We start from the raw sequence: 21,328 nt of genomic DNA on the forward strand, positions 1-21,328 counted from the left end.
ATCGCGGCAGATCGTTTCTCGTCGCTGAACGCACTAAAGGAACGCGTACGCTGATGGCTTTTGCGCCATTTGTTAGATCCGTGTCATGTTTTTGTTACTTGGTTATTCCAAAACGCATGTTTCGCTTGTTTGGGTTAAAAAGTTTCAATAATCTCAATTTTGAAATAAACATTTGAAAGTTACGATATGACGTAACGAGTTAGGCAAGGGTTTTATTTCAATTGATTGTTTTTAATCTATTTTGAGACATTGATCAAAATTTCACACACTGCCAGAAGACGGAAGAAAAGCGGTAAATCTGCCGTATCAAAGGGATATCACCGACCGGATTGTTGTTTGAATGTAAAAAATATTTTTCATTAGCTGTCAAATCAACAGGCCTCTTCACTCTAACGATTAAAGGGTACAGAACATGAAGCTGAAGAAACTGATCGTCACCTCGGTATTGATGTGCATGCTGCCGGCCAGCGTATTGGCAAAAGACATCAAAATCGGCGTTTCAATGGCTTATTTCGATGACAATTTCCTCACCATCCTACGCCAGTCCATGCAGAGCAAAATGAAACAGGACGGCAACGTCAGCGGTCAATTTGAAGATGCCAAAGGGGACATCGCCCAGCAGATCCAACAGATTGAGAACTTCGTCAGCCAGGGCGTCGACGCCATTATCCTCAACCCGGTCGATACCCAGGGCGTGAAGCCGATGATCAAACTGGCGGAAAGCGCCAAGATCCCGCTGGTGTTCGTTAACCGCCGTCCGGAAGTGACGCTGCCTGCGGGCATGGCCTACGTAGGCTCAGATTCCAAACTGGCCGGTAAGCTGCAGATGGAAGAGTTGGCCAAGCTGATGAACGGCAAGGGCAACGTGATGATCCTGATGGGCGAACTGTCCAATGAAGCGACCCGCGACCGCACCCGCGGCGTGGAAGAGGTGGCGGCCAAGTATCCCGGCATCAAAATTCTCGACAAGCAAACCGCCAAGTGGGGCCGCAAAGAAGCCGTCGACATTACCACCGACTGGGTGCTGACCGGTCAGCAGATTGATGCCATCGCCTCCAACAATGACGAAATGGCCATTGGTGCGATCCTGGCGCTGAAACAGGCGAAGAAGAGCGGCGTGCTGGTGGCCGGCGTGGATGGGACTCCGGACGCGCTGGAATTCATCAAGAAGGGCGATCTGGCATTGAGCGTATTCCAGGATGCTAAAGGCCAGGGCGAAGGCGCGGTGCAAACTGCCATTCAGCTGGTTAAAGGCGAGAAGGTGGAAAGCAACGTCCTGATCCCGTATCAGCTGATCACCAAGGCCAATTATCAGGAATTTGCCGACAAGAACAGAAAATAAGCGTTAAAGCAGCGCGGTTATATCCATTGCCGTATTTATCCGGCACTCGACGGTAAATACGGCAGGGATGCATTGACGAACGGCGGAGGTTATCAGTATGTATCCTTATGTTCTTGAGGCTGAAGGCATCAGTAAGCAGTTTCCCGGCGTGAAGGCGCTGGATAAGGTCTCAATTAAAATCAAACCAGGCAGCGTGCACGCTTTAATGGGCGAAAACGGCGCGGGAAAATCCACGCTGATGAAATGTTTAATCGGTATTTATCACCCCGATGAAGGCACCATTAAAATAAAAGGCCAACCGGTGACCTTCAGCGACACGTTGCAGGCGCTGCATTCGGGCATTTCCATGATTCACCAGGAACTCAACCTGGTGCCTTATATGACGGTGGCGGAAAATATCTGGCTGGGGCGTGAGCCGGCGAAGCTGGGCTTCGTAAACCATGACCAACTGAACAAGAAAACCCGCGAGCTGCTGGCGCGGCTGAACATCAAACTCAAGCCGGAAACGCTGGTGGGTGAGCTGAGCATCGCCAGCCAACAAATGGTGGAGATCGCCAAGGCGGTGTCCTACAACGCGGACGTCCTGATCATGGACGAACCCACCTCGGCCCTGACCGAAGGCGAGGTGGTGCATCTGTTTGCCATCATTCGTGAGCTGCGTGAGCAGGGCAAAGGCATTATCTACATCAGCCACAAGATGGACGAGATTTTTGCCATCACCGACGAGGTGAGCATCTTCCGCGACGGCACCTTTATTGCCAGCGATAAAACCGAAAACCTGACCAAACAGTCGCTGATCACCATGATGGTAGGGCGCGAACTGACCCAGATGTTCCCTAAATTCAACAACAATATCGGCGAGGAAGTGCTGCGGGTGGAAGGACTGCGGCGTTCGGACTGGTTCCACGATGTCTCGTTCAGCGTGAAACGGGGCGAGATCCTCGGCGTCGCCGGGCTGGTGGGGGCCGGCCGCAGCGAAGTAATGGAAAGCCTGTTCGGCATGCACCCGGCGGACGGTGGCAGCATTTTTATCGAGGGCAAAGCGGCAAAGGTCGATTCACCCTCAAAAGCTATTGAACTCGGCCTGGCGTTCCTCACCGAAGATCGCAAAAAATCCGGGCTGTTTTTGGTGCTGTCGGTGGTTGAGAACATGAGCATCGTCAACCTGTCGGAGTACATCGGCAAGAACGGGTTTGTCAGCCATGTGCAAATGGCCAAAGACTGCATGGAGCAGATCAAAAAGCTCAACATCAAAACCCCGACCATGGACCAAATCATCAATAACCTCAGCGGCGGTAATCAGCAGAAGGTGCTTATTGCCCGCTGGCTGCTGGCCCAGCCCAAAATATTGATCCTCGATGAGCCAACGCGTGGCATCGACGTCGGGGCCAAGGCGGAGATCTATCGCCTGATCAGCGAGCTGGCGAACCGCGGCGTCGCCATTATTTTGGTGTCATCGGAATTACCGGAAATTCTCGGCATGAGCGACCGGGTGATGGTGATGCACGGCGGCCGTATTACCGGCATTTTGGATAAAGAAGAAGCGGATCAGGAAAAAATCCTGGCGCTGGCCTCTGAATAACGCAAAGGTGAACCACCATGAGTAATGTAAAAATTGAGAAGCCGCTTGCGGGTAAAGCGCCCCTGTTCTCTGGCCTGAGCGGCAAAATGCCGAAAGATACCGGCATCTTTATCGTGATGATCGGCATCGCGCTGGTCTTTGAAATCCTCGGCTGGTACATCCGCGATCAGTCATTCCTGATGAACCCTAACCGGCTGCTGCTGATCGTGTTGCAGGTAGCGATTATCGGCATCATCGCGGTGGGCGTGACCCAGGTCATTATCACCACCGGTATCGATCTCTCTTCCGGCTCGCTGATTGCGTTGACGGCGGTGGTGGCGGCCAGCCTGGCGCAAACCTCAGACAGCATTTCGCCGATGTACCCGGCGCTCCTCGATCTGCCCGCGGCGATCCCGATCGGCGCGGGGATCGGGGTCGGTATTGTTTGTGGGTTTATCAACGGCTTCCTGATCACCCGTACCGGCATTCCACCGTTTATCGCCACTCTGGGCATGATGGTGTCGGCACGTGGCCTGGCGCAGTATTACACCCAGGGTAACCCGGTCAGCTTCTTGTCCGACGGCTTCACCTCAATCGGCCAGGGCGCGATGCCGGTGATCATCTTCCTGGTGATTGCGGTGATCTTCCACATCGCGTTGAAGCATACCCGCTACGGCAAATACATCTACGCCATCGGCGGCAACATGACCTCCGCCAGAGTTTCCGGTATCAACGTCAATAAATACCTGGTGACGGTCTATACCATCGCCGGCGGCCTGGCCGGACTGGCGGGCGTGGTCCTGGCGGCGCGCGTCAGCAGCGGTCAGTCGAGCATGGGGATGTCCTACGAGCTGGATGCGATTGCTGCCGCGGTCATTGGCGGTAGCAGCCTGATGGGTGGCGTTGGGCGCATTACCGGCACGCTGATCGGTGCGGTGATCCTCGGGCTGATTAAAAGCGGATTCACCTTTATCGGCGTGGACTCCTATATTCAGGACATTATCAAAGGCGTGATTATCGTCGCCGCGGTGTCTATCGACATGCACCGTAACCGCAAAAAACACTGATTGCCGTAAATCTCCGCCGGTGCGGCTTGCCCGGCGGTTTTTTTTACCTCAGGGGAATCACCATGAAATACCTAAAAAAAATCGTGCTGGTGGCGGCGCTTAGCTGTTCCACCTCGGTACTGGCGGAAACTATCGGCGTGTCGATGGCCTATTTTGACCAGAATTTCCTCACCATCATCCGCCATTCGATCGACAAAGAGGCCAAGGCGCGCGGTATTACCGTGCAATTCGAAGATGCCCGCGGTGACGTTGGTCGCCAGACCGATCAGGTGCAGAGCTTTATCAGCGCCGGGGTGGACGCGATTATCGTCGACCCGGTCAACTCGGCGGGCACGCCTGCGATCACCAAGTTGGTGACCAAGGCGGGTATTCCGCTGGTGTATGTGAATCGTACGCCGGGTGACAGCACGCTGCCTTCCGGCGTGGTGTTTGTCGGCTCCGACGAGAAGCAGTCCGGCACCTTGCAGATGGAAGAGCTGGCGCGCCTGGCGAATTACCAGGGCAACGTAGCCATCATGATCGGTAACCTGACCGACGCCGGTGCACTGCAGCGCACCAAAGACGTGGAGCAGGTGGTGGCGAAGTACCCGAAAATGAAAGTGGTGCAGAAGCAAAGTGCCAACTACTCACGCAGCGAGGGTATGGATCTGATGCTGAACTGGGTAACCAACGGCGAGTCCATTGATATCGTCGCGGCCAACAACGACGAGATGGCGATTGGCGCGATCATGGCATTGCAACAGGCCGGTAAAAAGGACAACAAAGTGCTAATCGGCGGAATCGACGCCACCCCGGACGGCCTGAAAGCATTATCTTCCGGCAAGATGCAGGTCACGGTCTTCCAGGACGCCGTCGGCCAGGGCAAGGCCTCGGTCGACGTGGCTCAGCGGATGATCAAGGGCGAAAAGCTGGAACCTTATTATTGGATACCGTTTGAACTGGTGACGCCGGCCAATATGCAAAAATACGCGGCAAAGTAAGCTGGAAAGGCCCGCGGCAGCGGGCTTTAACATTACAGCGCAGCAAGATGTTGTCGCACGATCTCGCGGCCGATCTCCAGTGAGGCGGTCGCCGCCGGGGAGGGCGCATTGCAGACGTGCAGCGAGCGGCGGCCCTTCACAAAATGAAAATCATCCACCAGTTTGCCGTCGGCGGTCAGCGCCTGGGCACGAACCCCGGCCGGCCCGGGCCGGATATCCTCCGGCTGCAGTTCGGGGATAAGCTGACGTGCATTCTCGGTGAAGCGCCGGCGTGACAGGGAACGCCGAACTTCTGCCAGCCCTTCGCCAAGATAATTGCCGGCGATTTTCCAGAATCCTCGATAGCCGAGCACTTCGCTCAGATCCCGCAGGCTGAAATCGCACTTGCGGTAACCTTCGCGTTTGAATGCCAGCACCGCATTGGGGCCAACGTCGCGTTTGCCGTTGTACATGCGGGTAAAATGCACGCCGAGGAAAGGGAAGTCCGGGTTCGGTACCGGGTAGATCAGATGATTCACCAGATGGTTTTTTTCTTCGTTCAGCACAAAATACTCACCCCGGAACGGCACGATCTTCATGCCGGTCTGATAGCCGGCCAGTGCGGCGATGCGGTCACTGAACAGACCGGCGCAGTTAACCAGCCACTTGCCCTGATATGCCGTGTGCTGAGTGCCGATGCTGACGCCGTCACTGCGTTCAGTAATGCTTTCTACCTGTTGTCCATAGTGGATCTCGCCGCCGCGTTGCTGGATCACTTCCGCCAGCTTTGCCGCCACCTGGCTGTAGTTGACGATACCGGCATCGGGCACCAGCAGTGCCTCAATACCGTTGACGTGCGGCTCACGCTCCTTTAACTGTGCCTGCGACAATCGGCTGACCGCCAGCCCGTTCTGTCGCCCGCGCTGGTAGATATTCTCCAGTAAAGCCAGCTCCTTCAATTGGGTGGCCACAATCACTTTGCCACACTGATCCTGATAGAGATCATGCTCGCGGCAGAAGGCGAACATGCTTTGATTGCCCAGCTTGGCCAGCCGTGCCTTCAGGCTGCCGGGTGTGTAGTAAATGCCGGAATGTACTACGTTACTGTTATGGCCACTTTGGTGGGCCGCCGGGCCATTTTCTTTTTCCAGGATCAGGATGCGCAGCATGGGGTTCGTTTCCTGCAGCGCATTGGCGACGCCCAACCCCACCAGACCTGCGCCGATAATGATCACGTCATGCATGGTTATCCTAATTCCTCATGGTCCAGGCGGCGCAATTTGCCGCGTACGTTACTGAGATGGTTTTGCATAGCGGCAGTGGCTGCCGCCGGATCGCGAGCCTTGATTGCCATAAATACCCGTTGGTGCTCGTCGATCACCCGTTGGCGTTCGGCCTGACGGCCCAGGTTCTTGCTGAGTGAATACACCAGCACGCCGAGATACAATTCGTGCATGTTATCCAGGATCTGCACGAAAAACGGGTTGTGCGAGGCCTGCATAATGGCGCGGTGGAACAGGTAATCCTCTCGATGACCAATCAAACCTTCGTCGAGGGTGCAGCGTTTGAAGTCGTTAAGGGCCAATTCAATCGCCCGCAGTTCCTGCTCGGTATGGCGTTCGGCGGCCATACACGCCGCCTGTTGCTCAATCACCTCACGCATTTCCAGCAGCGCTTCCACTTCATCCGGATCGGCTATTTCCAACACCAGCGGCTGGTATTTGCTCAGCAGGGAATGTTGTTCCACCCGATGGCCGCCCCCCTGCCGCGAGGAGATGATGCCGCTGACCTCCAGAATGCCGAGCGCCTCACGCACGGGCACCCGGCTGACGCCAAAGGCCTCCGCCAGCAGGTTCTCTGACGGCAGTTTTTCCCCGACGGGGAAGGTGCCGTTACTGATGCCTTCCTTCAACTGCGCCAGTACCTGATGAGAAGCTTTCTGGCGCGTAACCTTATTGATCATTTACAGCCCTCTGCGGATGACTCCGCCTGAAACGCAACAGATGCATGGACGCCGCAGTAACAATCAGCGCCGCGCCGCCCAAGTCGGTCAGCAGCCCCGGTTTAATCAGCAGGATAGCCGCAAAGGTAAACAATATCCGCTCCAGCCAGTGGGTTTTCATCATCCAGAAATTGGCGCTGGCGATCGACAGCGCATAAATCCCTACCAATGCGCTGATCACCATATGGATCACTGACAGCGCATTAAGGTCGTCGCCCTGCATCAGCAACATCGGGTTATAGACCAGAATGAATGGGATGATAAAGCCCGGTAACGCCAGGCGCACGGCATCCCACGAGGTCTGCATCGGGTCGGCGCGAGCGATGCTGGCGGCGGTGTAACTGGCCAGCGCCACCGGCGGCGTGATGTTGGACAAGGCGCCAAACCAGAACACAAAGAAGTGCGCCGCCAGCGGCATCACGCCGGCTTTGATCAGGATCGGCGAAACGGTGACCGCCACCACGATGTACAGTGCGGTAGAGGGCAGGCCCATACTCAGTACGATACACACCAGCATCACCACCAGCAGGATCATCCACAGGGTATTGTTGGTCATCGCGACGATATTAAACGCCAGCGTGGAGCCGATACCGGTCATGGTGACTACGCAGATGATTACCCCGATGGCGGCGCAGGCTATCGTCACCTGAATAGAACCGCGAGCCGCTTCGTTCAGCGCCTCGGCGATTTTTTTCGGCGTCATGCGTACGGTGGTATCGGGGGTGATCCAACTGGCGACGATGATCGAAATAATGCCGAGGAACCCGGCATAGATCGGCGTTTTGCCCAACAACAGGGTGCCGATAACGATGATCAACGGCAGCAGCAGCAGGCCGCGCGCCTTCAGCACCGCTTTCACTTTGGGAATATTTTCTTTGCTGATGCCTTTCAGACCCTGCTTTTTAGCCTCCAGATCGATGGCAATAATCAGCGCCGCGTAATAGAGCAATGCGGGAATAATGGCGGCGATCACGATGGTGGTATACGAAATGCCGAGGAAGCCTGCCATGATAAAGGCGGCGGCGCCCATGATCGGCGGCATGATCATTCCGCCGGTGGAGGCGGTGGCTTCAACCGCACCGGCAAAGCGGGACGACAGGCCGATGCTTTTCATCAGCGGGATGGTGAAGGTGCCGGTGGTGGCGACGTTAGCCACCGCGCTGCCGCTCAGGGAGCCGGTCAGCGCCGAGGAGATCACCGCGACCTGCGCCGGGCCGCCGCGACGCCGACCGGCCATCGCCAGCGCCAAATCGTTGAACAATGCCGTGGCCCCGCTGACGCTGAGGAACGCGCCAAACAGGATAAATACCACGATAGCGGTGGAGGCGGTGGACAGGGTGATGCCGAAGATCCCTTCGCTGGTCATAAACAGCCGGTACAGCAGGCGTTCGAACGAGAAGCCGCCGTGGCCGAAAATGCCCATAAAGTACTGGCCGAACAGGGCATAAACGATCGCGAAGGTCGCCAGCCCGGGAATGAAATAGCCCGTGGTGCGGCGTGCGGCTTCAAACAGCACGCCGATACCGATCACCGCCATCACGTAGTCGGTGGTATTGGGAATGCTTTTGCGCACCACGTGCAAGTCCAGATAGCTGGCGTAGAAATAGCCGTAGCTGACCAGCGTCAGGATAATGAACAGGTAGTCCCAGCGGTTGAATTTGCTGGTGGCGTGGCGGCGTGATACCGGAAACAGTATGAAGCCCAGGATTAAGATACCGCTGAGAAACGTGGTATTGCGATAAAACTCCTGGGTATTCGACAGTGCATTGGCATAAATGGCGTAAGCGGAAATCGCAATGGCCAGCACCGTGGCCAACTGCAAATAGATACCGCTCAGCGGGCGACTACCGGCCCCGGCTTCTTTGTCCAGATCGACGGCATTTTGCGGCGACAGGTTGTTAGTGCTCATACGACCTCCTTATCGATTGACGGCAAGCGCTGCCGCTTCCGGTGGGATCAGATAGTCGGGCACGCTGACCCCGGCCTCGAGATAATATTTATAAGCGCCCATATGCAGCGGCACAGAGACGCCTTTCAGCGCATTCTCCAGCGAAATGTATTTGGCGGCGCTGTGGACCTGATGCACTTCCGGCAGGTTTTCAAACAGGGTTTTGGTCAGGTCATACACCAGCTTTTCATCCAGGCCATTGAGCGCGACCAAAATATTGGGCTGGGCGATAGTGGAAACCGCCTTACTCTGCCGTGGGTAGGTATCGGCTTTAATATTAAAACGGAACCAGGAATTGGCGATGGCGTTGATGTTGGCCAACTGTTCATCGGTGACGTTGAGGATGCGTGAGGGCACGCCGCTGGCGAACATGTCGGTTACCGCTGCCGCCGGTACCCCGGCGGGTAGGGCGCCGCCGTCAAGTCGCCCGTCGCGCATGGCTGAAACGGTGTCGCCATAGCCCAGATATTCCGGCGTCAGCGATTTCTTGCTCAGGTTAACCCCTTGCAAAATGATCAGCGTGGACTGCTCGGTGCCGCTGGCCTGTGGGCCAACTGAGAAACGGCTGCCGGCGATGTCATTCAAGGTGCCGTCCTTGACTTTGTTTTCCAGCATCACAAAGTGTTCTACGTTCGGCCACAGCATCGAGATGGAACGCAGATGGCCGTAGGCGCGGCCTTCAAAGTTGCGTACGCCCTGGTAGGCTTCGACGGCGATCAGGCTTTGCAGGATCGCCAGCTGCGCCTCGTTTTTCTGCAGCAGATCGATATTCTCTATCGATCCCGCAGAGGATTGCCCGCTGACCTGGATGCCGTTCTGCTTCAGGCGGTTGCTCCAGACGTTGGCCAGCCCGACGCCCATCGGGTAATAGGTGCCGCCGGTGGAGGCGGTGGCTACGGAAAGGAAGGTTTTGTCGGCATTCTCCACCTTGCCGGCGACCGCCAGCGCCGCGACGGCAGCCAGAGCACCCGCAGCCAGCAACAGCTTGATTTTTCTATTTTTCATTATTTTCACCCGAGGTTTTTGAAACAAATAGAAAACATTTACGCAAACTTGTATACAACATTGCAGCTTTTATCACCTAACAAGCATTGTTTGATTTGTGATCAAGGTGGGTGAAAAGCGTTCAAAAAATGGCGGGAAATGTGAGGGAGGATGGGATAACCCCGTGACGGTTGCCACGGGGGAAATGCAGATTACCAACCTTTAACGGCATCGCCCTTGTAGATTTCGGCGGCGCTGGCGGCAACTTCATCGGTCTGATAGGCCTTGATCAGATCTTTCACGTTTTCGTTGTTTTGGTTATCCACCCGAGTGGCGAAAACATTGACGTAAGGCGAATCTTTGTCTTCGACAAACAGCCCGTTCTTGGCGGGCGACAGACCAATTTGGCTGGAGTAGTTGGTGTTGATGATCGCCAGGGCGATCTGTTTGTCGTCTAACGCACGCGGCAACTGAGGCGCTTCAATCTCGACGATTTTCAATTTCTTCGGATTACTGACGATATCCAACGAGGTAGGCAGCAGCCCGACGCCCTCTTTCAGCACAATCAGCCCCTGTTTTTGCAACAGCAGCAGCGAACGGCCGAGGTTGGTCGGGTCATTGGGCACCGCAACCTGGGCACCGTCAGGCAGTTGGCTGAGCGACGTGATTTTTTTGGAATAACCGGCGATGGGATAAACGAAAGTATTGCCTACCGCCACCAGTTTGTAGCCGCGCTCCTGGATCTGTTTTTCCAGATAAGGCTTGTGCTGGAAGGAGTTGATGTCGAGATCGCCATTATTCAGCGCTTCGTTGGGTAACACGTAATCATTAAAGGTCACCACTTCCACATCCAGATCGTATTTCTGTTTGGCGATTTTCTGTACGGTTGCCCACATCGCCTGATCGATGCCGGAGCTGATGCCGACTTTGATGTGGTGGTTATCTTGTTCGGTCGGTCCACAGGCAGTCAGCAGCAGGCTGCTTGTTACCGCCAGCGCTGCGGCGAGTTTTTTCAGCGTAAATGTCATTTCCCAGAGTCCTTGTCAAAATAGCCTGCTGGTTATTGCAGGCTGAAGAGTGGCACTGACTCTAGATAATCGGCTGGCTAAAATAAAATACTGATTCTCTATGATTAATAGCGATTTGCTATGAGGGATTTCAGGCTCCGCGGCTGCGCCAAAATAGCGCAAACAGTTCGGACTGCGTGTTGATGCCCAGTTTCGAGTACAGGTGCTTTTTATGCGCCCGTACCGTCTCGATAGAAATCTGCAGGCGGCGGGCGATCTCCTTGGTAGAACAGCCCGCCAGCATCAGTTGGCTGACCTGGTTTTCCCGTTCCGTCAATTGCGCGCCGCCGGGCAACGACGACAGTGAGAAGTTGCTGTCGCCATCATCGCTGGCGTTTTCGAAACGCATCCGCTGACGCATCAATGGCAGTAGCCAACTTTCGACCAGAGCCAGAATGCCGAGGTGACGATCGCTGTAGCGCCGCGAGGCGCCCAACGACAGGCAAAGCATGCGCTGCGGCTCCACCAGCAGGTTGAAATGCACCTCATCGCCGCCGACGTTATGGTTGAAATAGTGTTGATAGTATTCCGTCGCCGCAAAATTGGCGGGTGCGACGTCATCCAGGCGCAACAGCCCGGTGCGTTGGCGAGCCCAGGCGTCCAGGTAGAAAGGATCGAGCAGATAGAGGCCTTTCTGGTAATCGTGAAACAGCGCTTCGTCACTGCCGTCACTTTCGTCGCTGGCAGCCAGGATCTGTGGTGGATGTTGTGGAGAAAACAGCAGCGCCACCCAGTTTTCGAACGGGATATGCCCCTTCAACAGGCGCGCACAGCTCAGCCAGAAATCCGCCCCGTCGAGGTTATCGACCAGTTGGCCGAATGCCCGATGCCAGGCCAGCGTCTCGGGAGAAATAAGGCTGCTGTTACCCACTGATGTTACCCCTGTCATGGAATAGCCAGAACGGCTGTTTCGGGCATACTACCATTATTATTACTGTGTTCCGCGTGGAGGATAAAATGGAAATAACCCTGGCCCAATTGCCCTGTCGTGAAGGTTGCGTTGCCGACAACCTGGCGCAGGCCCTGGCATTCATTGAGCGTTACGCCAAGGGCGGCAACCTTATCCTGTTCCCGGAAACCCAGCTCACCGGTTTCGCTGCGGCGCAGGGTGACACCGATTATGCCCTGCAAAGCGACGGCGCGGAGTTGCTGCAACTGGTTCAGGCCAGCCGCCAATACGATGTCGCGCTGGTGATTGGCTTTCTTGAACGCACCGATAAGGGGGTGTTCAACAGTACTGTGCTGATCACGCCGGAGCAGGGGATTTATCTGCACTATCGCAAGACCCATTTGTGGCCGGATGAGCGTAATACCGTTCTTCGCGGCGATACGTTGGTATGCGGCGTTTGGCGTGGAACGCGTATCGGGCTGCTGATTTGCTACGATCTTGAGTTCGCGGAAAATGCCCGGGCGTTAGCCGTTATGGGCTGCCAATTGCTGCTGGTGACGAATGGCAATATGGATCCCTATGGCCCGGTGCATCGCAATGCCGCGCTGGCCCGCGCGCAGGATAACCAGATGTTTGTCGCCATGACCAACCGCTGCGGTGAGGGTGATGGATTGCAGTTTGCCGGCGAAAGCCTGATTGTCGATCCGCTGGGGCGCGAAGTCGCCGGATTGGGCCGCGAAGCAGGGGCGCTGTCGGCCACATTGGATTTTACCCTGCTAGAGCAGGCTCGCCGCCACTACCGTTATCTGGACGATCGGCGCTTACCGTTAGCGCGAGAAGCGCAGTGGGTTGAAGGGGAAGAGGGGCGTCGGGGGTGGCCACTGGGATAATCGGCCTGGCGTATCCTGTTTGTGCCCTGGTATACAGTTTGTTTTGACGGGGGATCCGCCTGCTTATTATGATGACGGAAAGCCCAACCGGGGCGCGAATAGCCAAAGGAAAAGACAATGCGATTTAACATGTGGCGCAAGGCGTTGCTGCCATTGGTGGTTTTGACTTGCGTATCAGCAGCTCAGGTTCAGGCGGCGGAGAGCGTGACGGAACCGATCCCGAAAACGTTATTGGGCAACTGGCATATCAGCAAGATCCTGCCGACCCAAACCGTGGGTTGCTGGGATGAACAGCAGGCGAAAGGCCTGATCGGCGGCAAGATCGGTTATAAAGCAGGGAGTTTCACCTGGAACGGTACCGAGTTGAAAAGCGAGGGGGCAACCCTCAGCACGGTGGAAGCACAGGAGTTTGTTGAGGACAACTCCGGCAGCAGTTCTTATATCGACTTCCCGATGCTGGGCATCAGCACGCCAGCGGTTGAACGGGTGATGATCCAGCATGCCGATACCACAATCAAAGGCATTACCGATCAGGGTACCGACGGCGTACCGGGGGATAACGTGCTGGTAAAAGATGCCAACACGCTGATCCTGTCGGTGTGCAACGTGTGGTTCGAAGCCCAGCGCGTGCGGTGACCCCTGCCATCGGCTAATCTTGTCCTGCCCTCATTGCGTCAGCGCGATGCGACCGAAGAGGGCATGACTCCCTTGCGGGGTAATGGCCGAAAGCTGATCCAGGCGGCAAACCCGTTGATTATCGAAATAAATAAACTCTCCCTCATTCTCCAGCGTCTGGGTGGTTAACGCCGTCGCCTGGAAACACTGCCCGTTAACCAATTCAACGTTCAGCCGATAACCGTAGAGGCAGGCAATTTCCAAATAATCATGCAATTCGCAGTCTATCGGCCGGTAAGCTGTCATGACATCCCCTGGCAACCCTGCATTTTAAAAATGTAATAGCCCGTTTGGCCAATAGCCTGCTCCACCTCAGGGCTGGAGGACTCGCTGTGGCAGAATGCACAGCTGCTTTGGCTGATATTGTCCTCCTCAATGTTGTTCTGTTTGAGGAACTGTTGCGCATAGTGTCTTGCCCGAGCCAGATCGTTGCTGTCGGTGAACACGTCGAAATGCAGATAGCGACCATCCCTGGTATGTACATGAGTGTCAAAAACATTGATATACATAGTTATTTATCCTTTTGCTTGTTTATCTGAATGTGATATTGGTGTCGATTCGATACCATAATCCTCGCATTTGATGAAAATCCTGTCAACGGCGCTTTTAGCCAAAATGACCGATTGAGAGCAGAGCACAAGGGAAGGGGCATAAACCCTAAAGAAGCGTTTCAATATGAAAATGAGCGGGCAGAGCCGGTGATTTATTTCTGTCGTCACGTTTACCGAATTAATTTTTTATAAAATCAAAGCACTATCCGGGTTTGGAAAATAAAGGGGCGTTTGAAATCCTGGGGATATTTCAATGCCGGGATGCTTCAAGAAATTAGCCGCCGATTTTATCTCGGCACGCTGATAGGCAAACACTATTACAGCTATAGGCGCAGGCTGGGTTATTCATTGATTGTTATCAATTATGCAGCGCATCTTCCTCTCTACTATTACCGGGCGACTGTCTATTGGATGGGCAATACCTTATAAGGATTGAAAATGAAAAAGGTCACCCGTATTGCGGCGATGTCCCTTACCGGCATTGTCTTATGTTATCTGGGGCTTTCGGGCTATGTTTGGTATCACGATACTCAGCGTACGGTGTACAGTCAGGCACCGCGATCTGCGCTGGAGAAGAATAACCAGATTCTCGGATTGCTGAGAGAAAAGGGCTGCGATTATTGCCATACACCTTCTGCCGATCTTCCCTTCTATGCCTCATTTCCCATTGCCAAACAGCTGATGGAATACGATATCCGCCTTGGGTATCAGTCTTTTAATCTGGAACCTGTACGTGCCAGCCTGATCGAAGATAAAGCGGTATCACAAAGCGATCTGAACAAGATTGAATGGGTAATGCAGCATAAGACCATGCCGCCGACACGGTATGTCGCCTTGCACTGGGCGGGGCAGGTGGATGAGCAAGAGCGCGAGACCTTGCTTGGCTGGATAGCGCAGCAGCGCGCGCGTTACTACGCCAGTAACGAGGCTGCCGCGGAACACCGTAATGAGCCGATTCAGCCGATCCCCAAGGCATTGCCTGTCGACGCACAGAAAGTGGCGCTGGGTTTCCGACTGTATCACGACCCGCGCCTTTCCGGAGACAGCACTCTCTCTTGTGCCCACTGCCATTCGCTCAATACCGGAGGCGTAGACGGCAGAAAAACGTCGATTGGCGTTGGCGGCGCGGTAGGGCCGATAAATGCGCCAACGGTATTCAACTCCGTGTTCAACAGCGAGCAGTTCTGGGACGGACGTGCGCCAACGCTGCAGGTACAGGCCGGTGGACCGCCGCTCAACCCTATCGAAATGGCTTCCAAATCCTGGGAGGAGATCATCGGCAAGCTGGACAAGGATCCGGTACTAACCCGTGATTTTGTCGCCGCCTACCCGCAGGGCCTTAGCGGCGAGACCATTACGGATGCCATCGCCGAATTTGAAAAAACCTTAATCACGCCGGACTCACCTTTCGATAACTGGCTGCGCGGCGATGACAATGCCATGACGATGCAGCAGAAACACGGTTATCAACTGTTTAAGGACAACAAATGCGCCACTTGTCACGGGGGAACCATTCTTGGTGGGCGTTCCTTCGAGCCTTTGGGGCTGAAACGCGACTTCAATTTTGGGGAAATTACCGCCGCGGATATCGGGCGCATGAACGTCACCAGCGAAGCGCGCGACAGGCTACGGCAGAAGGTGCCCGGCCTGCGCAATGTGGCACTGACGGCGCCTTACTTCCATCGCGGGGATGTCGCCACGCTGGATGAGGCGGTCAAACTGATGCTGCGCTATCAGGTGGGTACCGAACTGCCGCAGCAGGATGTCGATGATATTGTTGCCTTCCTCGAAAGCCTGACGGGCGTATATACCCCTTACACCCAAAGCCAGAAATAACGGGCTGACGGCCCGCGTCATCATGGTATCTCCAGCCCCGGTAACGGGGCTGTTCCAACGGCAAGATGCCCGTTCGTCCCTCCGGTTTCTGAACTAAAATTATCCATAACGGGACAACAGAAATGTTGCCGTGCAAACCGGGGTCTCTATGAATCAATGACAGGAGGCGCTATGTGCTATCAACATATTATGATTGCCACCGACCTGAGTGATGACGGAAAACGGCTGGTGGAAAAAAGCGCGAGATTGGCCGCGGCGCTGCAGGCCAGGCTCTCTCTGATCTACGTGGATATCCACTACGATACCTACCATGCGGCGATTGGTTTTTCTGAGCGAAGCTACGACGGCGTACCTTTTGAAGAGAAGATCAAGAAAGAGCTGGAGCCGCTGACCCAGAATGTGAATTACCCGATCAATGAGGTGATCATCGGCCACGGTGATTTTATCGAAGAGTTGAAGAATGCCGTGGTGGATAAAAGTGTCGACCTGGTGGTTTTTGGCCATCACCATGACCTGTGGAACAAGCTGTTTTCATCAACCCAGCATGCCATCAACCAATTGAATGTCGACGTACTGGTCATCCCGATCAAACAGTAGCCAGTTGATTAACCCTGCCAGTATTCACTCTGGCAGGGTGACGGACAGATTACCGGGTGAAAAAGTCGTTATACAACATGTAGAGGTGCGCCGCGCTCCAGGAGAAATTCGGCGCGCCCTGTTGCATGCCGGTCAGCGGGTTGTAGTTCTCGCGGATGGGACCGTCGGTCATCAGCCCGTCGGCATGGTTGAAGAAAGCCTGGGCCATGGCGACAGCGTCGGCGCGATAGCCGTAGCTCTCCATGCCTTTCAGCCCGAAATACAACTGATCTACCCAGACTCGCCCCCGCCAGTAAATATCGGCACCGAACGCCGGATTGGTCAGCGCTGCCGTACCGAGAGGGACGTAGGTGTTGAATTCACGCGGATCCTTCATCACTTTAACCACTGCGCCGGCATGTTGTTGGCTGGCGGCGCCATTAAATAGTGGAGACCAACCTTCAGGCCCTTTACCTCGCTCTACGATGGGGTAACCGGCGCAGCCATTGGGCAGCGGTTTATCCTCGATGCGGATGTCGTAGAAGAAACCGCTGGTGCTATCGAACATGCAGTTATTAATGTAATTCGCCAGTTTATCGGCCTTGCTGCGGAAGGTAGCGGCCTCGGCATTGTGGCCCAGAATATCGGCCATCTCGGCCAGGTATCTGTTGTCGCTGTACATGTAGCTGGCCTGATCGACAGATTCCTGCAGCAGCGAATAGCCGAGCAGAGTACCGTCCGCCGCACGATTTTCAGCAAACTTCACCTGCCAGTCCTGCCGTTTACCGCCCTGCGCCAGGTAACGGGCCAACTGATCCGGGTCGATAAAGCCAAAGGCGGCGGCGTCGTCACGGCCCGACTCCCAGGACGCGGCGACCTGAGCCGGGATTTCAATACTGTCGAAACGCCCGGAACGTACCACCCGATTATAGTTGTTCAACCCGGCAAGCTTTTGCTGATGCTGCCCGCGTTTAACGGTAAACAGCATCTGACCGTCCGGCGTGTTGTGTGCCTTGTCGCGCGTGGCGCCATACTCTGGCACCCCGTTGCCGTTATGGTCCCGGTTGCGCAACCACCAGTCGTGATAGGCGACCAGCTTCGGATACATCTCGGCCAGCCACTGTTTATCGCCGGTGGTGTTGTACACCTCCATCACCGCCCAGGCCGCCAGGCTGGGTTTGGTATTGCGTTCATTCCAGTTGCTGCCATCGCCGCCGCGTTCCGGGCTGGGGTTATAGGCGATCAAATCGGGAATAAAGCCGGCATCCCACGGGCGCAGCGGGTCGTCTGGCTGGATCTGGAAAGCGAACACCGCACGGATATTATCCTTGGCGACGTTAGGATTAAAATGCGCCATTGCGTACGCCTGCTTCCAGGTATCCCAGGGCCAGGTCTGGTTGCCGGAGAACCAACGCCCGGTGACAGAAGGCGTCACCGAATCAAATTTCATCGCACCGGCGGCCCCGCGCCAGTTGGCGTTTAAGGTTTCTATCGCTTTAACCGCCACGCGTTCCTGCGCCTGGGTGGCATGCGGATTTGACAGTCCCTGGTCGAGATAATTTTCCCAACGCTGCGCCGATGCGCTCATGTAGCGCTGGGGATCGGCGAGGATCGAAGCAATCTTGCTTTGTTCCTGCTGGACTTCGGCGGCGGTGAGCAGGTGAGAGTAGGTGGTATAGAAGGTGGTGGAGCCGGAAATCGTGGCTTTGGCGATAAACCTATGGCCATTGACCGTCGTTTGCTGCGGCAGCGATTTATGAATTTGGTATTCGGACTCGCCGGAGGTCATCAGTTGTGAAGCCGCGCGCACCTTGCCGAAGGTAACCCGCAGGCCGTCCCTGGTCGGCAACAGCTGCCGCGTATAGTCGGGGAATGCCTGCTCGATGGTTGGCGGGGACTGCGGTTTTTGTTGTTTGGCATAGTATTTTTCCAACAGTTCGCCATCCCACACCAGTTCCAGCGGCGTACCGCTAGTGATTTGGGTTTCGAGCAGTGAAGTGCGGGCAGTAGCGAATCGCAGCGTCAGTTTAACCGTGATCCCTGGGGCGGTAAGCCGCTGGATCAGCGCACCGGGGATGCTGTAGGCGGTCATGCTGAAGCGGACTTTCTCCCCGTTTTTATACAGGCTGAGCCGGTCGAAGTTATTGGCCATAAAGTTAATGTATTCTTCGGTGAGCAACGCCGGACCCGGGAAGCCGCCCATGCCTTCCGGGCCGTTTGGCAGCAAATGACCATGCCAGGCGCCAAGATCAAAAAACGGATTAAAGCGTTGGTGTTCATCGAAATCGTAATCGAGCATATAGTGTGGGGCACCGCTGCGATTAATCACGTTTTTATAGGCTTCCGCCCGCAGGGGGCTTTCGTTACCCGGGTGAGAGATGCAGCCTGGTATCGTCAGGGCCGCGGAGATAGCCAGGGCCAGAGGCGGCAGTTTATTAATCATCTTCATTATGTTTGCCTTTATGCGTTACCAATAAAAATACTGCATCAGAAACACCGAGTTGCTGGCGTCGGTGCTGTCGTTGGTCATATAAAATTTGCTGTCCAACGCGGTGGCCAGCTTGCCGCCGGCATATTCGTACCAGATACCGGCCTGCGCGTAAGAGGTTGCGGTGTCCGGCGCATTGTCCAGCCGATGGCGGGCGTAGCTGTAGGCCGTCGAGAAATACAGCCCCTTGGCGGCTTCAACCATGGCGCTCAGCATCAGGCCCGACTCCGAGCCCGGGTGATTGCCGTCCCCCTTGCCGGTGTGCTGCCAGACCCGACCGGCCAGGTTTTTCCCTTTCAGCCCCAGCAAATAGAGTTGTCCCATGCCGTCGGTGATTTCCAGACCGTTTAACAACGTCAGGCCTTCCTGCAGATCGTATTGCGTATAGCCGTTGACCATAGCCCGGTAGCGGTACTTATCCGAATAGCGGTCATATTTGCCAAAGTGCAACAGCGCCTTGCTCTCGTCGATGCGGCTTTCTGGCGCGGCAGTCAGGCTGTAGCGGAATTTACCGGTCAGGTTCTGTAGCTTGGCTGCATAGGTGAGATCGCGGGTATTGGGGATCACATAACCGTATTCCGGGGTAAAGTCTGCCCACCATTGCAAATCGTCCAGCGAAGAATCATTACGCAGGCTAAGCATCATTTCGGTGCCGTCATCGGTGCGGTATCCAGCGTAAAAGCGGTTGATGCCGCCCTCAAACCCGCCCCAACTGTGGTCCGGCGTCCAGGCATTACCCTGATGGTCGGCCTGTACCGTCCAGCCTTCGCCGTAGAGCAGGCCGAACCAGTGGCCGTGCTTGATCTCCAGTCCGCCTTCGATATAGGTGCCATCGCTGTATTTGTGTTGGTGCTCCCCGTTTAAATAGACGCTGCCGCCGATACCCAACTCGCCGTAAAAGCGCAGGGCGGTCGGGCCGGTATTTGTCAGTTCGGGGGGCGGCAGAACGTTATGTTCCGCTGGCACCACGGATTCCTGAGCTAACAGCGGCAGCGGCAACATCAGCAGTAACGTGGGCAATATTTTATTATTGGATTTAATTTTCATCTGGACACGCATTGGGTTTGGGTCAATGGCGAGCCTGCGGGGGGACCCGCCAACTCGAACCGTTAACGCCATGTGGGCCGGCCCCATTCCCTGGGAGGAGATAAAAATACCGTCGCATAGCGGCGGTAAACGGAGAATATATTAGTAAATGTTTTAGTAAAAAATACCGAAAAATCAGTAAATCGTTAACTTGATCACAAAGGGTGAAATGGGTATCTTCGCTACGGGCGTTGCGAACCGCAGAGCTACGCATAGCACCAGCTACCGCCGCGCTGGAGGTAAAAGGACGTTTCTGGCGGTTTAAAGGGGGGAGAGTATCGAGGCGTATACCTCGTTGAGCTGTCCCGGTAAGCTAGCGTTTTTGTCTATTCGTTGAGACTCTATGGCCACACTGAAAGAAATCGCAGAAGCTGCAAACGTGTCTGTCGCTACCGTTTCGCGGGTGCTGAATGACGACCCCACGCTGAGCGTGAAGGCGCAAACCCGGCAAAAAATCCTGGAAGCGGCGGAGCGTCTCGAATACAAAGTCCAGCCCTCAAAACGTCACAGCGGGCATCGGCTGACTTTCGCCGCGCTTTTCACCTATAAACAAGCCATAGAGATTAACGACCCCTACTATTTGGCGATGCGCTATGGCATTGAAACTCAATGCGAAAAGTTGGATGTTTCGCTGGTGGCCTGCTACGACTTCAACGGTGAAAAACCCTTGCCTGCGGCTGACGCGCTGCTGGTCATCGGCCGGCCACAGCCTGCGCTTTACGAACAGCTAAGCCAGCAGCGAGTGCCGGTGGTGTTCGTGGACGGTGTCATCGACGATCCGCAGTTCGACTGTGTCAATGTCGATCTGACCAAGATCAGCCAGAAGGTGATCGACTATTTCATCGAATGCGGTTACTCGCGCATTGGGTTTATCGGCGGACGTGACGATCCGGCGCTGGCCGATCAGCGTGAGCAAGCCTTTGTGGAATACGGCCGCTTGAAAAACGTGGTGCGGCCGCAGGATATTTACACCGGCGACTTCAGCAGCCAGGCGGGCTACCAGTGTGCCAGGCAAATGCTGGAGAAGAAGGGCGGTTATCCGCCAGCTCTGTTGGTCGCGACCGACTCTATCGCCATCGGGGTACTGCGTGCCTTGCACGAGCATTCGGTTCAGGTTCCTGGCCAGATTGCGCTGATCAGCGTGAACGATATCCCCACGGCACGCTTTATTTTCCCCGCATTATCAACCGTTCGCATACCCTCCGAAACCATGGGCGCTCAGGCCGTTAATCTGTTGACTGAGCGTATTCGTGACGAACGGACCATTCCATTATCGATCTTTGTTCCCAGCTCGCTTCAGTTGCGCGATACCACCGTTGCCTGAAAAGGTCCCCTGTGCCCTATGCCGATTGCGGCAGCACAGGGAGGCCGAACGGCCAAAAATTAACGTCATGATTAAAAAAGACA

General features: G+C 55.3%; 19 protein-coding genes. 9 read left to right on the plus strand and 10 right to left on the minus strand.

Annotated elements, in window-relative coordinates:
* The first annotated feature begins 412 nt into the window (after positions 1-412).
* The 4 genes from EBA31_RS09780 to EBA31_RS09795 all read left to right on the plus strand — a co-directional run bounded on the left by EBA31_RS09780 (position 413) and on the right by EBA31_RS09795 (position 4,950).
* On the plus strand, positions 413-1,342 hold the full coding sequence (locus EBA31_RS09780) for a sugar ABC transporter substrate-binding protein (RefSeq protein ID WP_020826397.1): 930 nt from the start codon (positions 413-415) through the stop codon (positions 1,340-1,342).
* 97 nt (positions 1,343-1,439) lie between these two features.
* The gene (locus EBA31_RS09785) at positions 1,440-2,924 is read left to right on the plus strand and encodes a sugar ABC transporter ATP-binding protein (RefSeq protein WP_020826398.1); all 1,485 of its coding nucleotides are present in this window, start codon (positions 1,440-1,442) and stop codon (positions 2,922-2,924) included.
* A gap of 17 nt (positions 2,925-2,941) precedes the next feature.
* Positions 2,942-3,970, plus strand: coding sequence for an ABC transporter permease (locus EBA31_RS09790; RefSeq protein ID WP_020826399.1), 1,029 nt, complete (start codon positions 2,942-2,944; stop codon positions 3,968-3,970).
* A 62-nt stretch (positions 3,971-4,032) separates the two neighbouring features.
* On the plus strand, positions 4,033-4,950 hold the full coding sequence (locus tag EBA31_RS09795) for a sugar ABC transporter substrate-binding protein (RefSeq protein ID WP_122078628.1): 918 nt from the start codon (positions 4,033-4,035) through the stop codon (positions 4,948-4,950).
* A gap of 32 nt (positions 4,951-4,982) precedes the next feature.
* Here EBA31_RS09795 and lhgO read toward each other — a convergent pair whose 3' ends face one another.
* The 6 genes from lhgO to EBA31_RS09825 form a co-directional block, all read right to left on the minus strand.
* Positions 4,983-6,173 (minus strand): L-2-hydroxyglutarate oxidase, encoded by a 1,191-nt coding sequence (gene lhgO / locus EBA31_RS09800; protein ID WP_122078630.1) that lies wholly within the window; start codon positions 6,171-6,173, stop codon positions 4,983-4,985.
* A 2-nt stretch (positions 6,174-6,175) separates the two neighbouring features.
* Positions 6,176-6,892 carry a FadR/GntR family transcriptional regulator gene (locus EBA31_RS09805; protein ID WP_122078632.1) on the minus strand — a complete coding sequence of 239 codons (717 nt, stop codon included), beginning with the start codon at positions 6,890-6,892 and terminating at the stop codon, positions 6,176-6,178.
* Complete coding sequence (locus EBA31_RS09810; protein WP_122078635.1) at positions 6,882-8,840, minus strand: TRAP transporter permease; 1,959 nt, start codon at positions 8,838-8,840, stop codon at positions 6,882-6,884. The genes EBA31_RS09805 and EBA31_RS09810 overlap by 11 nt, the downstream gene beginning before the upstream one ends.
* Before the next feature lie 9 nt (positions 8,841-8,849).
* Entirely contained in the window at positions 8,850-9,884 is a 1,035-nt protein-coding gene (locus EBA31_RS09815) for a TAXI family TRAP transporter solute-binding subunit (RefSeq protein WP_122078637.1), read from the minus strand.
* Positions 9,885-10,075: 191 nt separating this feature from the next.
* The gene (gene metQ, locus EBA31_RS09820; protein WP_046373843.1) at positions 10,076-10,891 is read right to left on the minus strand and encodes a methionine ABC transporter substrate-binding lipoprotein MetQ; all 816 of its coding nucleotides are present in this window, start codon (positions 10,889-10,891) and stop codon (positions 10,076-10,078) included.
* Positions 10,892-11,021: 130 nt separating this feature from the next.
* A complete protein-coding gene (locus EBA31_RS09825; RefSeq protein ID WP_202914200.1) occupies positions 11,022-11,801 on the minus strand; it encodes a LuxR family transcriptional regulator in 780 nt (259 codons plus the stop codon).
* An 86-nt stretch (positions 11,802-11,887) separates the two neighbouring features.
* Between EBA31_RS09825 and EBA31_RS09830 the strand changes: the two genes are divergently transcribed.
* Both EBA31_RS09830 and EBA31_RS09835 read left to right on the plus strand, forming a co-directional pair.
* Entirely contained in the window at positions 11,888-12,709 is an 822-nt protein-coding gene (locus tag EBA31_RS09830; RefSeq protein WP_122078642.1) for a carbon-nitrogen hydrolase family protein, read from the plus strand.
* A 117-nt stretch (positions 12,710-12,826) separates the two neighbouring features.
* Positions 12,827-13,345: a hypothetical protein gene (locus EBA31_RS09835; protein ID WP_122078644.1), complete on the plus strand. Its 519-nt coding sequence runs from the start codon at positions 12,827-12,829 to the stop codon at positions 13,343-13,345.
* 30 nt (positions 13,346-13,375) lie between these two features.
* Here EBA31_RS09835 and EBA31_RS09840 read toward each other — a convergent pair whose 3' ends face one another.
* On the minus strand, positions 13,376-13,630 hold the full coding sequence (locus EBA31_RS09840; protein ID WP_020826409.1) for a Rho-binding antiterminator: 255 nt from the start codon (positions 13,628-13,630) through the stop codon (positions 13,376-13,378).
* Entirely contained in the window at positions 13,627-13,893 is a 267-nt protein-coding gene (locus tag EBA31_RS09845; RefSeq protein ID WP_122078646.1) for a DUF2024 family protein, read from the minus strand. Before EBA31_RS09845 ends, EBA31_RS09840 begins: the two co-directional genes overlap by 4 nt.
* Positions 13,894-14,373: 480 nt before the next feature.
* Here EBA31_RS09845 and EBA31_RS09850 point away from each other — a divergent pair, with 480 nt between their 5' ends.
* Positions 14,374-15,771 (plus strand): cytochrome-c peroxidase, encoded by a 1,398-nt coding sequence (locus EBA31_RS09850; RefSeq protein ID WP_122078648.1) that lies wholly within the window; start codon positions 14,374-14,376, stop codon positions 15,769-15,771.
* A 171-nt stretch (positions 15,772-15,942) separates the two neighbouring features.
* Positions 15,943-16,368, plus strand: coding sequence for a universal stress protein (locus EBA31_RS09855; protein ID WP_046373839.1), 426 nt, complete (start codon positions 15,943-15,945; stop codon positions 16,366-16,368).
* Positions 16,369-16,417: 49 nt separating this feature from the next.
* Here the strand turns inward: EBA31_RS09855 and ygjK are convergent, their stop codons facing one another.
* Together ygjK and ygjJ are read right to left on the minus strand one after the other, a co-directional pair.
* A complete protein-coding gene (ygjK, locus tag EBA31_RS09860; RefSeq protein WP_122078650.1) occupies positions 16,418-18,796 on the minus strand; it encodes an alpha-glucosidase in 2,379 nt (792 codons plus the stop codon).
* 18 nt (positions 18,797-18,814) lie between these two features.
* A complete protein-coding gene (gene ygjJ / locus EBA31_RS09865) occupies positions 18,815-19,837 on the minus strand; it encodes a protein YgjJ (protein WP_238387507.1) in 1,023 nt (340 codons plus the stop codon).
* A 427-nt stretch (positions 19,838-20,264) separates the two neighbouring features.
* Between ygjJ and ebgR the strand changes: the two genes are divergently transcribed.
* Positions 20,265-21,245, plus strand: a complete 981-nt coding sequence (gene ebgR / locus EBA31_RS09870; protein WP_048760622.1) for a transcriptional regulator EbgR — start codon at positions 20,265-20,267, stop codon at positions 21,243-21,245.
* Positions 21,246-21,328: the final 83 nt, after the last annotated feature.

Source organism: Serratia sp. P2ACOL2, assembly GCF_003691565.1.
Classification (GTDB): Bacteria; Pseudomonadota; Gammaproteobacteria; order Enterobacterales; family Enterobacteriaceae; genus Serratia; species Serratia liquefaciens.

Bases quoted from the DNA above. Each gene is read 5' to 3' on its own strand.
- EBA31_RS09840 (WP_020826409.1), bottom strand. From the start codon at position 13,630: ATGACAGCTTACCGGCCGATAGACTGCGAATTGCATGATTATTTGGAA.
- EBA31_RS09810 (WP_122078635.1), bottom strand. From the start codon at position 8,840: ATGAGCACTAACAACCTGTCGCCGCAAAATGCCGTCGATCTGGACAAA.
- ebgR (WP_048760622.1), top strand. From the start codon at position 20,265: ATGGCCACACTGAAAGAAATCGCAGAAGCTGCAAACGTGTCTGTCGCT.
- EBA31_RS09780 (WP_020826397.1), top strand. From the start codon at position 413: ATGAAGCTGAAGAAACTGATCGTCACCTCGGTATTGATGTGCATGCTG.
- ygjK (WP_122078650.1), bottom strand. From the start codon at position 18,796: ATGAAGATGATTAATAAACTGCCGCCTCTGGCCCTGGCTATCTCCGCG.
- EBA31_RS09785 (WP_020826398.1), top strand. From the start codon at position 1,440: ATGTATCCTTATGTTCTTGAGGCTGAAGGCATCAGTAAGCAGTTTCCC.
- EBA31_RS09845 (WP_122078646.1), bottom strand. From the start codon at position 13,893: ATGTATATCAATGTTTTTGACACTCATGTACATACCAGGGATGGTCGC.
- lhgO (WP_122078630.1), bottom strand. From the start codon at position 6,173: ATGCATGACGTGATCATTATCGGCGCAGGTCTGGTGGGGTTGGGCGTC.
- EBA31_RS09790 (WP_020826399.1), top strand. From the start codon at position 2,942: ATGAGTAATGTAAAAATTGAGAAGCCGCTTGCGGGTAAAGCGCCCCTG.
- EBA31_RS09850 (WP_122078648.1), top strand. From the start codon at position 14,374: ATGAAAAAGGTCACCCGTATTGCGGCGATGTCCCTTACCGGCATTGTC.
- EBA31_RS09795 (WP_122078628.1), top strand. From the start codon at position 4,033: ATGAAATACCTAAAAAAAATCGTGCTGGTGGCGGCGCTTAGCTGTTCC.
- EBA31_RS09830 (WP_122078642.1), top strand. From the start codon at position 11,888: ATGGAAATAACCCTGGCCCAATTGCCCTGTCGTGAAGGTTGCGTTGCC.
- EBA31_RS09835 (WP_122078644.1), top strand. From the start codon at position 12,827: ATGCGATTTAACATGTGGCGCAAGGCGTTGCTGCCATTGGTGGTTTTG.
- ygjJ (WP_238387507.1), bottom strand. From the start codon at position 19,837: ATGTTGCCGCTGCCGCTGTTAGCTCAGGAATCCGTGGTGCCAGCGGAA.
- EBA31_RS09805 (WP_122078632.1), bottom strand. From the start codon at position 6,892: ATGATCAATAAGGTTACGCGCCAGAAAGCTTCTCATCAGGTACTGGCG.
- EBA31_RS09855 (WP_046373839.1), top strand. From the start codon at position 15,943: ATGTGCTATCAACATATTATGATTGCCACCGACCTGAGTGATGACGGA.
- EBA31_RS09815 (WP_122078637.1), bottom strand. From the start codon at position 9,884: ATGAAAAATAGAAAAATCAAGCTGTTGCTGGCTGCGGGTGCTCTGGCT.
- metQ (WP_046373843.1), bottom strand. From the start codon at position 10,891: ATGACATTTACGCTGAAAAAACTCGCCGCAGCGCTGGCGGTAACAAGC.